General features: G+C 72.3%; 11 protein-coding genes. 4 read left to right on the top strand and 7 right to left on the bottom strand.

Annotated features, from left to right (window positions below; translation table 11 throughout):
• A partial coding sequence (locus AB0J09_RS37310) for an AAA family ATPase (protein ID WP_360701575.1) occupies nt 1-2,159 on the bottom strand: 2,159 nt, incomplete at its 3' end.
• 102 nt (nt 2,160-2,261) lie between these two features.
• Here AB0J09_RS37310 and AB0J09_RS37305 point away from each other — a divergent pair.
• Together AB0J09_RS37305 and AB0J09_RS37300 are read left to right on the top strand one after the other, a co-directional pair.
• A complete protein-coding gene (locus AB0J09_RS37305) occupies nt 2,262-2,876 on the top strand; it encodes a LysE family translocator (protein WP_360701572.1) in 615 nt (204 codons plus the stop codon).
• A gap of 4 nt (nt 2,877-2,880) precedes the next feature.
• The gene (locus AB0J09_RS37300) at nt 2,881-3,420 is read left to right on the top strand and encodes a TetR/AcrR family transcriptional regulator (RefSeq protein WP_360701569.1); all 540 of its coding nucleotides are present in this window, start codon (nt 2,881-2,883) and stop codon (nt 3,418-3,420) included.
• Nucleotides 3,421-3,423: 3 nt separating this feature from the next.
• On the opposite strand, the gene AB0J09_RS37295 is transcribed toward AB0J09_RS37300, so the two are convergent.
• Genes AB0J09_RS37295 through AB0J09_RS37275 form a run of 5 tightly spaced genes read right to left on the bottom strand, consistent with a single transcriptional unit; the run spans nt 3,424 to nt 9,878 of the window.
• Entirely contained in the window at nt 3,424-4,620 is a 1,197-nt protein-coding gene (locus tag AB0J09_RS37295; RefSeq protein WP_360701566.1) for a hypothetical protein, read from the bottom strand.
• A 9-nt stretch (nt 4,621-4,629) separates the two neighbouring features.
• The gene (locus tag AB0J09_RS37290; RefSeq protein WP_360701563.1) at nt 4,630-5,010 is read right to left on the bottom strand and encodes a Rid family detoxifying hydrolase; all 381 of its coding nucleotides are present in this window, start codon (nt 5,008-5,010) and stop codon (nt 4,630-4,632) included.
• 10 nt (nt 5,011-5,020) lie between these two features.
• Nucleotides 5,021-6,088: an alanine racemase gene (locus AB0J09_RS37285; protein ID WP_360701560.1), complete on the bottom strand. Its 1,068-nt coding sequence runs from the start codon at nt 6,086-6,088 to the stop codon at nt 5,021-5,023.
• A gap of 47 nt (nt 6,089-6,135) precedes the next feature.
• Nucleotides 6,136-7,692 carry a D-aminoacylase gene (locus AB0J09_RS37280; protein ID WP_360701557.1) on the bottom strand — a complete coding sequence of 519 codons (1,557 nt, stop codon included), beginning with the start codon at nt 7,690-7,692 and terminating at the stop codon, nt 6,136-6,138.
• Between the two features lie 8 nt (nt 7,693-7,700).
• Nucleotides 7,701-9,878 carry a DUF4153 domain-containing protein gene (locus AB0J09_RS37275; protein WP_360701554.1) on the bottom strand — a complete coding sequence of 726 codons (2,178 nt, stop codon included), beginning with the start codon at nt 9,876-9,878 and terminating at the stop codon, nt 7,701-7,703.
• A gap of 618 nt (nt 9,879-10,496) precedes the next feature.
• Between AB0J09_RS37275 and AB0J09_RS37270 the strand changes: the two genes are divergently transcribed.
• Entirely contained in the window at nt 10,497-12,017 is a 1,521-nt protein-coding gene (locus AB0J09_RS37270) for a tetratricopeptide repeat protein (RefSeq protein ID WP_360701552.1), read from the top strand.
• Here the strand turns inward: AB0J09_RS37270 and AB0J09_RS37265 are convergent.
• Nucleotides 12,008-12,736, bottom strand: a complete 729-nt coding sequence (locus tag AB0J09_RS37265) for an AfsR/SARP family transcriptional regulator (protein WP_360701549.1) — start codon at nt 12,734-12,736, stop codon at nt 12,008-12,010. The genes AB0J09_RS37270 and AB0J09_RS37265 overlap by 10 nt on opposite strands.
• Nucleotides 12,737-12,858: 122 nt before the next feature.
• On the opposite strand from AB0J09_RS37265, the gene AB0J09_RS37260 reads away from it, so the two are divergent.
• Nucleotides 12,859-13,641, top strand: coding sequence for a hypothetical protein (locus AB0J09_RS37260; RefSeq protein WP_360701546.1), 783 nt, complete (start codon nt 12,859-12,861; stop codon nt 13,639-13,641).
• Nucleotides 13,642-13,800 lie beyond the last annotated feature (159 nt).

Here is a 13,800-nt window from a genome sequence, read left to right as displayed (position 1 = left end):
CCCAGCTCGGCCAGCGCCCACAGCCCGATGGCGGCCATCCGGAGCGCGCCCGCCTCGCCGTCGACCATCGGCGCCATGACCGCGCGCACGTGGTCGAGCGCCGCCGCGGGGTCGCCGTGCCAGAGCGCGTGCTCGGCGGCCAGGCCGCGGGACATGTACGCGGCAAGCTCGCTGTACCAGAACGGCCGCAGCCTGCTCAGTCTCTCGCCGACCGCGGGCAGATCCCGCGCCACCTCGATGAAGAGCGCGAACGACGACAGGATCGCCTCCGGCAGTGTGCCCACCCGCGTGCCGAACCCGGACGCGACCGCCTCGGCCTGGTCCCACTCGCCGGCCACGTAGTGGATCAGGAACCGCAGGAACCGCAGATCGGTGCCGTAGGTGCTCCACTTGAGCCCGGTCTCGAACGCCACGCGGATGCCGTTGTCGGCCACCTCGGCGGCCTCGGCGAGCAGGCCCTGCTCGTAGTGGATGCGGGCGTGGTGGAAGCGGGCACGCAGGTCCATAGCCAGGTCGCCGCTGCCCTCGGCGGAGGCGGTCTCGATCAGCTCGTGGGCCTTGTCCAGGTCGCCGCGGAGCTCCACATAGGTGGCCAGCGTGAGCAGGGCGCCCACTTCGGCGTCTCTGGCCCCGGCGGCGCGGGCGGTCTCCAGCGCCCGCGCGGTCACGGCCTCGACGTCACGATGGCGGTCGCTCCAGAGCAGCGTGCGGGCGTGGGTCGCCAGGGCGCGGGCCAGCGCCGCCTGGTCCGCGGCGCTCTCGACCGCGCGCTCCGCCGCCGCGATGGCACCCGGCTGGTCGGCCTCGTACAGGTAGTAGGCGAGCCGCTCGCTGACCTCGGATGTCGGCGGCAGAGCCCTGAGCTGGACGGCCGCCCGATGGTTGTCGCCGCTGTCGGCCGCCATGACGGCGCTGCGGAACGCCAGCCGCTCCCGGCTCTCCCCCACCAGGTCCGCGGCCCCTTCGACCCGCTCCCAGAGGCCGAGCGCGCGGTCGTAGTGGCTGTGCGCCTCGGCGGGGGCCCCGAGCCGCTCGGCCAGGCGGCCCGCCTCGACCGATGCCGACAGCGCCCCGGCCAGGTCGTGGCCGGCGAGGTGGTGGTAGGCCAGCTCGGCGGGTGACGTCAGCAGCCGGGCGAAGGCGGCATGCAGCCGGGTGCGCTCGCCGGGCAGCAGGTCGGTGTAGACGGCCTCCTGGAGCAGCGCGTGGCGGAAGGCGTATCCGTAGCCGTCGACCCTGAGCAGCCCGCGCGAGACGATCTCCCTGACCGCCTCCTCGAACTCCGCCAGCGGCAGCCCTGACACCTCCCGCAGCAGCTCGTCCTCCACCCGGCGCCCCGCCACGGCGGCGGCCCGCAGTACCCGCTGCCCCGCCTCGGACAGCACTTCGACCCTGGTCATGAGCAGGCTGGCCAGCCCGTCGGGCAGGCTGTCACCCTCGGCCATGGCCGCGAACAGCTCCTCCGCGTAGAACGGGTTGCCGTCGGCACGGGACACGATGAGGCCGAGCTCCTGAGCGCCCACCTCGCCCAACGTAGCCACATAGTCGGACATGTCGCCGGAGGCCAGCGGCCCCAGTTCGACGCCCGTCACCGTGGGCAGCCGTTTCAGCTCGGCCAGCACGGACCGAAGCGGATGGCGGCGGTGGAGGTCGTCGGTGCGGTACGTGCCGGCCACGCAGACCCGCTCGCTCTGCACCATGCGGCTGAGGAAGACCAGCAGATCGCGGGTGGACCGGTCGGCCCAGTGCAGGTCCTCGATCACGAACAGCACGGGCTGGACGTCGGCCAGCAGCCCGAGCAGCGAGCCGAACAGCCGCTGCTGCGTGAGCCCGGTCGAGGGCACGCTCTCCGTGCCCGGCAGCAGCTGGCCCAGCATGGGATGGGCGGCGGCGGCCTCGCGCACGGCCGGCTCCGCGCCGCGCAGCGCGTCGGCCAGCGGCAGGTAGGGCAGCGAGTCGCCCAGCTCGGCGCACTGGCCGACCAGCACGTGGAAGCCGCGCTCACGGGCCTCCGAGACCAGCTCGGCGACCAGCCGGGTCTTGCCTATGCCCGCGTCTCCGCCGACGAGCGCCACCCCGGCCATGCCCTCGGCGGCGGACTGCAGCACCCGCACGAGTCTGGCCAGCTCAGCAGAGCGCCCGACGAGAAGACCATTCACGCCAGAAACTATGCCACCCCTCACCGACATTCGATTGGTCCAGAAAGCCGGCCCGAGATTGGCCCTCACCGACATACCAAGCGCATCCTACGCTGCCATTTCGTGATCCATCCAACCACTTTCGCCCTCTTCGTGACGGCCTCGCTCGCCCTGGTCCTCATCCCGGGCCCCAACCACCTCTACATCACCGCAAGAGGCCTCGCCCAGGGCAGGGCGGCGGGCCTGGCCAGCGCGTTCGGCGTGGAGGTCGGCACGCTAGTGCACATCGCGGCCGCCGCCGCGGGCCTCTCGTACGTGATCTCACGGTCGGCGACGCTGTTCGCGATCGTGAAGTGGGTCGGCGTCGCGTACCTCGTCTACCTGGGCGTGCGCGCGTTCACCGGCAAGCAGTCGGACGCCGGCACGCCGCCCCCGCAGCCGCTGCGCAAGGTCTTCCTCGAAGGCGTGCTGGTCAACGTGCTGAACCCCAAGGTGGCGCTGTTCTTCCTGGCGTTCCTGCCGCCGTTCGTCGACCCGGGCGCGGGCTCGCCCGCGCTCCAGATCGTGCTGTTCGGCCTCACGCTGCTGCTCCTGGGGCTGATCTCCGACATCGTGTACGCGTGCGCCGCCGGCGCCCTCGGCACCCGGCTCAACGCCCGGGCCAAGACCCTCCGGTACGTCAGCGGCATCGTCTACCTGGGGCTTGGAGTGGCCACGGCGTTCGCCGGGAGAAAATGACCTCATGGCGCCCAGGAAACAGCAGGAGATCTTCGATGCGACGTTGCGGCTCGTGGCCGAGAAGGGCTACGACGGGCTGACCGTCGAGGGGGTCGCCGAGCTGTCGGGCGTCAACAAGACCACGATCTACCGCTGGTGGCCGTCGAAGGCCGCGCTGCTGGGGGCGGCGCTGGTGGAGGCCGACGTGCTGGGATTCGAGGCGCCCGACACGGGCAGCCTGCGCGGTGACCTGGTCGTGCTGGTCGAGGGCGTCAAGCGGCTGCTCACCGAACCGCCCGCCAGCGACATCGCCGTCGTCGCGCTCGCCGCCGCCGTCCGCCATCCCGAGCTGGACGCGCGGCGTTTCTTCGCCGACCGGTTCGCGCGGGAGCGGGAGATCTTCGAGCGCGCGGTACGGCGGGGCGAGCTCAAGGAGTCGGTCGACCCAATGCTGATCGTCGACCTGCTGGCCGGTGCCGTATGGATGAGGGCGGTCTTCAGGGGCCTGCCCGTCGCGGACGACTTCCCCGCCGAGGCGGTCTCGACGCTCCTCGACGGCATCTGAGCCTTACAACGCCTCTGAGAGCGCGGCGGGGATGCGATCCAGCACCGGGTGCGGCACCAGCCCGTACGCGTAGAAGTCGACGGCGAGCGCCCCCGCTGCCTTCGCCCCCCTGGCCTTGGCCACCAGCCGGTCCGTCGAGTCGCTGTCCGGATGGCCGGGCCGCAGCACGGCCCGCACCTCCCGGTCCTTCCCCACCGACCGCAGGTAGGCTCCCACGTCGTCGGCCACCCGGGCCGCGTCCCGCGCGTACGCGAGCACCCCGAACCCGGGCACGAGATCTCCCAGGGCCACCAGATCGACCCCGAGCTGCCAGGCGTCGTGGGCCGCGAGCCCGGGCGTGGGCAGCCCGTCCGTGTAGCCCTTGACCGCGCCGGTCGAGTCGATGAACACCAGCTTGGACCCCTCGTCGGCCACCGCCGACGCCACCTCCGACACCAGTGTGGTGACGGTCTCGGACCGGGCCCTGGCGTAGGCCACGACGTCGGGCCCCGCGTACGCGGTCAGCGCCGCCCTGGTCACCTCGCCCTGCGCGGGCGGGTCGCCGTCGAAGACGCCGCCCACGATCCTGGCGCACTCGTCCCGCGCCACCTCGGCGTTCACGCCCAGGTCGGTGGCGCGGCGCATGCAGTAGTCGCAGAAGCACAACCCGAACAGGTACGCGTCCATCGGCCCGAGCGGCACGAACGAGCGCTGCGGCTTGAGCGGCCTGAAGTGCAGCGACTCGGCCACCACACTGTCGACCCCGAGCCTGGCCACCGCCCTGGCCAGCGCGACCGCGTACTCGCGCACGTCGGGGTGGGCCGGGCACAGGTCGGTGAGCGAGCCGCGGTCGCCGAAGCAGTCGCGTACGGTCACATCCGGATGCTCCGTGCCGAGCGTGGCGTTGCGCAGGAACACCGTCCATCCGTGGAGCTTCATGGACCGTTTCGCACACGCCTCGCGAAGCCCGTCGAGGGCGTTCAGGTAGCCGGGCACGGGAGAAAGGCGGAGCCCGGCGAACAGATCGGGCGGCGGGACGAAGTGGGCCCCGTCGTGACGGATGGTCAGCCGGGACAGTCCGTGCGGGGTGACGTCGCGGGAGGCGTGGTGCACGGCTCCGATGGTGACGCCGTTCACGCCGTACGCGCTGATCCTGTCGAGCACCCGCTCGACGCCTTCGCCGCGCAGATCCTCGACGAAGACGTACACCGAACTGTCCACAACCAGACCTTAAGCGCTCTTGTGAGCGACGAAGTCGATCTCTACCAGGATGCCCAGCAGCTGGGATCCCACGGTGGTGCGAACGGGGTACGGCTGGCTGAAATAGGACTTGTAAACCTCGTTGTAGGCCGCGAAGTCGCGCTCGAGGTGCTGCAGGTGGACCGTGGACTTGACCACGTCGTCGAAGCCGAGCCCGTGGGCGGCCAGGATGGCGCCGAGGTTGCGCATGACCTGGTGCGTCTGGGTGGCCACGTCGTCGCCGACGATCTCACCGGTGTGCGGGTCGAGCGGGCCCATGCCGGAGGTGTAGACGAAGTCGCCGACCACGAGACCCTGCGAGTACGCGCCGATGGGGGCCGCACCTTCCGTGGTCCTGAGCTCCTTTTTCACCGGTAACTCCCTAGAAGTTGGTGCTTATGGTGCCTACGACACGGTAGTCCTGGTCCACCAGGGGCAGCACCCGCCACTTGTCGAACGCGGTGCAGGGATGGGAGATGCCGAACCCCACCAGGTCACCGGGCTCGAGGCCGTCGGCGTGCACGACGGTGTGCTGGTCCTGCATCTTCACGATCGTGACGCCGTCGCGGCGCGGGATGGGCAGACCCTCGTCGTAGGGAGCGTCCCGCTTGCCCATGCCCACGATCGCCAGCCCGGGCTCGGGCGTGGACAGCACGTGTGCCCACACCTCCAGCGCCGGGTGCAGCTCTCCGTCGATGCGGTTGAACGGGGTGCGCTCGCGGTAGTAGCCGTCGTCGTGGGTGACGTACGCGCCGCTGCGCAGCAGGATCCTCGCCTGGGTGGCGACGAGCTCCCGGCCGATCACGTCGAACCACTGGCTGCCGCCCACGGACAGGATCGGGCTCTTGACGCGGACGTACTCGACGGCATCCTGCAGCAAGGACAGATATTTCCTGACATCGTCGGCGGTCTTCAGCGCGCCCTCGTACCCGGCCACGCCGGCCAGTTCGACGTTGGGGACCGCCTGCACATACGCCGCCAGCTCCAGCAGCTGCTCCAGCGACCTGCACCCGGCTCGTCCGCCTTCGTGTCCCAGCTCCACCAGCACCCGGAACGGCCTGGACGCGGCATGCCGAGCGAGAATGTCCACCCCGGCCCGGGAGTCGACGAAGCTCAGGAACTCGAACCCGGGATCACGCTCCAGCTCACCGGCCGCCCAGGCGAGCCCCGCCGGATCCACGACCTGGTTGGCGACCATGATCCGGCCCGCCCCGAACCCGCGGACCACTCGCGCCTGCCGCGGCGTCGCGACCGTGAGCCCCCAAGCGCCGGCTTCGAGCTGAAGCGCGGCGATCTCAGCGGACATGTGCGTCTTCGCGTGCGGCGCCAGCTCCATCCCGTGGTCGCGGACGAAGGCCGCCATCGTGGCGACGTTGTGCTCCAGCGCGTCCCGGTGCACCACCATGAGGGGAAAGTCGAGCCCACCCCCGAAGACCTGCTGCCCGAGCACGACACCCCTTTCGTCCGCGTCCGACCCTATCTCAGACGGTTGGCGGATCACGGCCGGAGCGCACGCCCGGGAGTCGCGCCGGTCAGCTCTCCTCCGGCCAGCACGCGTACCCCTGACACGAGCACGTCGTCGACCCCGGCCGCGAGCGTGCGCGGAGCCCCGTAAGTCGCCCTGTCGTCCACGGCCGCCGGGTCGAACACCACCACGTCGGCCGCGAACCCGTTCCGCACCAGCCCCCGGTCCACCAGCCCGAAGCGCCTGGCCGGGTGCGAGGCCAGGTGCACCACGGCCTGCTCCCAGGTCCAGTCCGCCAGCTCCCGCACGTGCCGGCCGAGGAACCTGGCGAACGCCCCGAAGCCGCGCGGATGCGGATGGCCGCCCACATAGATGCCGTCGGAGCCGCCGGTGTGCGAGGGGTGCCGCAGAATCCTGCGTACCGACTCCTCGCCCTCGGGGCCCTCGTCGGGCCGGGCGGACACGACCCCGGCCTCCAGCCGCGTCTCCGTCAGGAGGCGGCGGCAGAACTCGGCGGGCGCCACCCCGGCCCGCTCGGCCGCCGCGACCATGGTGAGGCCCTCGGCCCACTCCAGTCCGGGCGCGTGCGACACGGTCAGCCGCGGCCAGGTGGCGTCCAGCGTCGGCCACCAGCCGTCCAGCTCGTCGGACGCGATCATCTCCAGCGCCCGGTCCGTCTCGGCGCCGGGCACGGAGTCCGGGAGCACGACCATGGCCAGGATCGTGTTGCCGCGCAGGTAGGGGTAGGTGTCGAAGGTGAGGTCCACGCCCTTGCCGAGCGCCTCCTCGACCAGCGGCAGCAGCACGTCCGCGGGACCGTGCAGGTGGGAGACGTGGACGGCGGCGCCGGAGCGCTCGGCGATGTCCATGACCTCGCCCATGCCCACGCCTGCCTGCGCGCCGTAGGCCCGCATGTGGGTCACGTACGGGAGCCCGCCGAGCGGGGCGCACAGGGCGGCCAGCTCCTCGGCGGTGGCGTAGCGGCCTGGGAGGTATTCGAGGCCGGTGGACAGGCCTGCCGCTCCTTCCGACAGGCCCCGCTCGACGTGCCGCAGCATGGCCGCCAGGTCGTCGCGGGAGGGCCGATCGGACGAGGGCCCCATGACGTCGTAGCGGATGGTGCCGTGTGGGAGGAGGTAGGCGGTGTTCAGTGCCACGGCGCGGTCGTAGCCGTCGAGCAGCTCGCCCACGCTCAGCGGCGCATCGCGCGGAATGCCCCCGGACAGCGCGCTCTCGGGCAGCGGGCCGTTGACGGCGGCGAAGTAGCGGGAGACATAGGCGACGGTCGCGGCGGAGCCGGGGGCGAAGGACAGGCCGTCCTGCCCGAGCACGAACGTGGTCACGCCCTGCCGGAGCGCGGCCCGCTGCACCTCAGGGTCGAACACGGCCGCGTCCCCGTGGGCGTGGCAGTCCACGAAGCCCGGCGCGACGAACCGCCCCGTCGCGTCGATCACAGTCTCCGCCTGCGCGCCGGCGAGCCTCCCAACCGCCACGATCCTTCCGTCCGCGACCGCCACATCCGCCCGGTACGGTGGGGCGCCCGTGCCGTCGAGCACCCGGCCACCGCTGATGACTACGTCGAAGCTCACCCCAGGATTCAATCAGAGCCGCGCGAGTACGCCGGGGCGCACTGCGCGGACTTGTCGATGGGCCGCGCGGCCAGCAGGGTCCGGGCTCGGGCCCGGTCCAGGTTCCAGCCGTTCCAGGGGTCGGGGCGGTCGAGCCCGTTGGCCGCGACCACGTCGGCGAGCAAGCAACTGCGCTGCGGCTCGGGCAGCTTGTCCAGGGCGGGCACCGCCTCCGCGCCGAGGTCACCCAGGTAGTCGGAGTCCATCTTGGTGACGCCGCGCACCTCGACCTGCGTCTGGGCGACCTGGAGATCGGGGTTCACGATGGCGAACGCGCCCAGGCCCAACCCGGTGACCAGCACGACCGTACGCGGGAGCCAGCCGGAGCCGTGGCCCAGGAGCCGTACCGCACCGGCCAGCAGCACCAGCGCGAACAGCGTGCCCAGCCACCACACCGTGGCCTGCACGGACAACCTCAGCCTGGACAGGCCGTAGGCGTCGGTGTAGAGGTTCATGCGGTGCAGGGCGGAGACCAGCACCACCATGGTCAGCCCGCACAGCACGCCGAGCAGCACGGCCAGCAGCAGGCGCTCGCGCCGCTCGACCTTGAGCAGCCCCCCGGCGACCGCCACGATGCCCAGCACGAACACGCTGACCACCACGAGCTGGAAGAACCCCTGCCTGGCGTATTCGGCGTAGGTCAGCCCGGCCGTCTTCAGCACCCAGGTGTTGCCGCCGAACAGCGCCGTGATCTGGACCGCCACGAAAGAGGCGAACAGCAGGTTCACCGCCGTGAGCGGCAGGATCCAGACACTCCTGCTCACACTGAACTTCGTGTCGGGCCCCACCGGGTCGACCACGGGCCTGAGCGCGACCAGGACCACGGCGGCCAGCAGCACGGCGAACAGCGCGAAGAGAAAGATCCGCAGCGGCGCCGAGTCCGCCCAGTCGGGCGCGGTGGTCAGCCGCTCCACGAAGGAGGCGAACACCGCGTCCGCCGACGCGAACAGCAGCCCGAACACCAGGAGCAGCACCGCGGTGATGCCCAGCGCGGCCAGCGTCGGCATGACGCGCCGCTTGGCCGACATCTTCTTGAACGGCTCGGCCAGGAACCACGGCACCGGCCCCAGCGCGAGCAGCACCGACACGCCGCCCCTGATCACGCCGAGCCATCCCGCTCCGGCTCCAGACACGGCCAGCGCACCCAGCCCAGCCCCTGCCACGAGCAGGATCGCGACCAGCCAGTCGGCGTCACGCACCGCCGCCATGGAGATCAGGAAGTACGCCGTCAGCCCGAGCGCCACCGTCCACGGCGTCATCCGCCGCACCACGGCAGGCAGCGCCGCCGCCCCCAGCACCATGGAGACCAGCACGATCCCGAGTCCGACCTGCGCGTCCGGCAGCGCCACCGCCGCGAACACCCCCGCCCCGGCCGCCGCGGGCAGCAGCCAGCGGGGCGGCTCAGGCAGGTCGGGCTTGGGGAAGAGCGGCGGCGGCACGTACGGGGGCGGCCCCGCCTGATTCCGGTACGGCCCCGCCACCTGCGGCTGGGCCGCCTGACCGCCCCACTGGCCATGCACCGAGGAACCGCCCGCCTGAGCCTGCACCGAGGATCCACCCGCCTGAATCTGCGCCGAGAGGCCACCAGCCTGAGGCTGCGCCGAGGGACCGCCCGCCTGAGCCTGCGCCGAGGATCCACCCGCCTGAATCTGCGCCGAGAGGCCACCAGCCTGAGGCTGCGCCGAGGGACCGCCCGCCTGAGCCTGCGCCGAGAGGCCACCCGTCTGGCCGTGCGGCGAGGGACCACCTGCCTGTGCCTGCGCCGGGCCACCTGCCTGGGCCTGCGTAAAGTGGCCCGCCGCCTGGGCCCCCGGCGTCGCCGCCTGGGCCGCCGATGGGTAGCCCGCGGCTTGCGTCATCGACTGATACGCCGCGACCTGCGCCGACTGGTAGGCGGCAGCGGCGGCCCGGCGGCCGGAACCGGCGCCCAGTGAAGCGCCGACCGCGCCCATGAACGCGATGCACAGGATGAGGGTGACGAGCGCCAGCCCGTCGCCGACGGTCACGCTGACGAGCACGGCGGCGAACAGACCGACCAGGAACCCGATCAGCATGCCGATGACGCCGCCGCCGATCATCCTGGCGAACCCGCCACCCGCGGACGGCGCCGGCGGCCCCACGGCCGCGCCTCTACCGGATGCCCCCACGGTCGCGCCTCCACCGGACGCCCCCGCACCAGCACCGCCACCGGCCCCACGCCCCGTCACAGGCCCTCCGGCAGCGAGCCCCACCGCCACGGGGCCGGGCACAGGCCCCGCCGCAACGCCGTCGCCCGGCACGCGCCCTTCGACCGCACCACCACCGGAGGCGCTCGCCCCCGCCAGGTCGCCGCCGGCCGCGGGTTCCGCCGCCACGGCGCTACCGCTCGACGCGACACCCGCCGCGTCGTTGCCAGGCTCCCCGGGCTTGCGAGGCCCGCCTGCCGTCGCCAAGACAGCGAGCACCGCGAGCCCGGCAGCGGTGTCATCGCCGGCCGCCTGCCCCGACGCCGCAGCACCGCCCGCGGACACCGCACCACCGCTGGACACCGCACCGCCATTGGACACCGCACCGCCATTGGACGCAGGCCCGCTGTTGGACACCGCACCGCCGCTCGACGCAGGGCCGGCCGCCGCGACGCCGATGGGCGCCGGGCCGACCTGCGCGAATACACCAAGGAGCTGCTCGAAGACCGCCTGAGCACGCTCGCCGTCGAAGGCGACGCGCAGGCCACGGTCGCCACCGCGTTCGCCAGCTCGTACGCCGCGCTGGCGCCGGACGCCCGGGTGCTGTTCCGGAGGTTCGGGCTGGTCCCCGGCTGCGACTTCACCGCGAGCTCCGCGGCCAGGCTGGCCGGCACGGATCCGGCCGCGGCCAAGCGGCTGCTGGCCAGGCTCGCCTCCGCCCACCTGGTCGAGGAGCACGCGCCGGGCCGCTACCGCCTGCACGACCTGGTCTTCCTCTACGCTCGCGAGCACTGCACGGAGGGCGACGACGACCCCACGCCGCTGCGCGCGTACTACCTGCACACCGCGCGGGCCGCGGCACCGCTGCTCGCGCCCTCCATCGACCTGCTCCCCCTGACGCACGAGGACCCGCCGCGCGACGCGGAGGAGTTCGCCGACGCGGACGCCGCGAACGCCTGGTTCCAGGCCGAGCAGCACAACCTGCTCGCCGTGATCGACCACGCCCGCGGGCGGCTGCTCTGGCGGCTGGTCGAGACCCTGCGGGCCTTCATGTACGGCGGTTACCAGCCCGACGTGATCATCGCCCTGGCCCGCCGCGCCCTGGCCGCGGCCGAGCGGGCGGGCGACCGCGCCGGCCTGGCCAGCATGCACCACACGCTGGCCAACGCCATGTTCGTGCTGAACGAGCCGCGGCCGGCCGTCCGGCACTACGAGATCGCCTCCGACCTCTACGCGAAGATCGGGTGGGAGACCGGCGAGCTGGTCACGCTGACGAACCTCGTCGTGGCCAGCGCCAGCCTCGGCGACCTCCAGGAGAGCACCGCGAACCACGAACGGATCATCCGGCTGTGGGAACAGTTCGAGCCCTCGCCGAAGCTGGCCGCGACGCTGGAGAACTACGCCATCAAGCTCCTGTGGGCCGGGCGCCCCCGCGAGGCGCTGGAACGGCAGCTGCGGGCCGTCCGGATCAGGGAGGAGCTCGGCGAGCCGCCGGGCTGGCAGGCCAGGGCCTGCTCCATCATCGGCGACATCCACCTGGCGCTGGGTGATCTCGGCCCTGCCATCGAGGCGTTCGAGCAGGGGCTCGCGTGGGGAAAGGGAGTCCAGCTCGCCGGGACGCTGTCCAGCGCGGCCATGGCGCACCACATGAGAGGGGACGGCACGGTCGCCGCCGAGCTGGCCCGCCGGGCCGTACGGGTGGCCGGCGCGCGCGGGCTGGGCAGCGAGTACGAGGAAGCCCGCAGCACGCTCGCCCGCGTGGACGAGTCGCTCGACCTCCGCGAGCGCGTCGACATGCTCAACGAGGTGCTCGACTCCTACCGCGACCGTACCTATCCCTACCTCGACACCCGCGCCCGCGTGTGGCTGGCCGAGGTGCTCGCCGACGGCGCCCGCTGGGACGAGGCCGCCGACGTGGCGAGGCAGGCGCGCGACGAGGCCAGGCGCCACGGGCTGCGGCGGCTCGAGGGCCAGGCGCTCACCCTGCTCGCCCGGCTGCACGTGCGCGGCGGGTCTCCTGGCGCAGGGCGTGACTACGCCAGGATGGCTCTCGAGGTGCACCGGGAGTTCGGGCACCGGCTCGACGAGGCCGCGGCGCTGGCCGTGCTCGATCAGGACTGATTTCCCAGGAGCGACTCGAACGTGGCCCGCAGCTCCACCCCCGGGTCCACGCCGAGCTGGTCGGCCAGCAGCCGGCGGGTGCGCTCGTACAGCTCCAGCGCCTCGGCCTGCCTCCCGAGCCGATAGAAGGTCGTCATGAGCAGCGACACCAGCCGCTCCCGTTCCGGGTGGGCCGTCACCGTCGCGCGCAGCGGCGCCACCACGCGCTCCGGCTGACCCAGCCTGAGCCTCCTGCGGGCAAGATCTTCGACGGCGGCCAGCCGGGCCTCGTCCAGCTCGACCGACGCCACCTCCAGCGACTTCCCGCCCCCCGACTCGCCCAGCGCCGGCCCCTGCCACAGCACCAGCGCCTCGTCCAGCAGACCGACGGCCGCCTGGTCGCCATGCCTGGCCGCCTCGGCGACCAGGCGGCGAAAGCGCAGCGCGTCCACACGTTCAGGGTCGGCGCGCAGCACGTACCCCGAGGCTTCCGTCTCCACCAGCACGCCGGGCAGCGTGCGGCGCAGCCGATAGACGTGTCCCTGCACGGTCATCCGCGCGCTGTCCGGGGGAGTTCCCTCCCATACGGCGTCGATCAGCCGCTCCACCGAGACCGGACGGTTCAGGTCCAGCAGCAGCGCGGCCAGTACGTAACGACGCTTACGCGGCCCGATTTCCAGGCGGCGTCCCCCGACATAGGCGTCGATGGACCCGAGCAGGCGAAACTCCAACTGATCCATCTGTCACAGCATGGCGGGAGCCGCTAAAACGCCGCTAAAGACCCTCGTGCCAACAGAACGCCAACGCCCTCTGCCAAGGTCTCTTACTCACGATCTTCGCCACATACAGGAAGAGACGAGAGTTGATCACGAAGAAGGCCGCGATCGCCGTCATGGCCGGCTCGCTCCTCGCAGGCCCGGCGGCCACGGTCGCGATGGCGCAGCCGGGCAGTGCCGCTGTCAGGGCCACCGTCACCGTCGCCGCCAAGGACCGGCTCGGGCCGGGCGAGTGGCTGCTGCCCGGACAGTCGCTGATCTCGGAGGGCGGCCGGTTCAAGCTGATCCAGCAGGCGCAGGGGAACCTGGTGTTCTACCAGGGCACCAAGGCGCTCTGGACCTCGCCCACCGCAGGCAAGCCCGGCGCCCGCGCGACCATGCAGAAGGAGGGCAACCTCGTCATCTACGGCGCCGACAACAAGCCGCTGTGGTCCACGCCGACCGCCGGCAACCCCGGCGCGTACCTCCTGCTGCCGAAGGAGAGCGGCAACCTGGTGATCTACAGCCGGGACAACAGGCCGCTGTGGTCGTCGCAGGCGTACATCGGCAAGCTGCCCTCGGGGCACGTGCTGCGGGCCGGGCAGTCGGTGCAGTCGAGCAACGGCCGTTACCGGCTGATCCAGCAGGACGAGGGCAACGCGGTGCTGTACGACGGGCAGCGCAGCCTGTTCACCACACCGACGGCGGGGCACCCCGGGGCTCGGTCGATCATGCAGGCCGAGGGCAACTGGGTGGTGGTGGACAGCGGCGACAAGGCGCTGTGGACGACCAAGACCGCGGGTAACCCGGGGGCCTGGCTGGCGGTCAGCAACGACGGCCGGATCATCATCTACTCCCGCGACAACAAGCCCCTCTGGACCAGCCGCTAACCCGGCCCTCGTCCGGCCGGACGGCCCATGGACAACCGCCCGGCCCTCCCGTCTCCTTACGGCGAGACCCCGCTGCCTTCCGTCGGCCCAGGATGCGGCGTAACGGCGCCCAGCCCCGCACACCACACGACCGTCTCCCTGGACAGAGCCCGGCCACGT

Source organism: Nonomuraea sp. NPDC049784, assembly GCF_040659615.1.
Lineage (GTDB): Bacteria > Actinomycetota > Actinomycetes > Streptosporangiales > Streptosporangiaceae > Nonomuraea.
The sequence above is the reverse complement of the archived record's forward strand: the minus strand, read 5'-3'. Positions and strand labels throughout refer to the sequence as shown.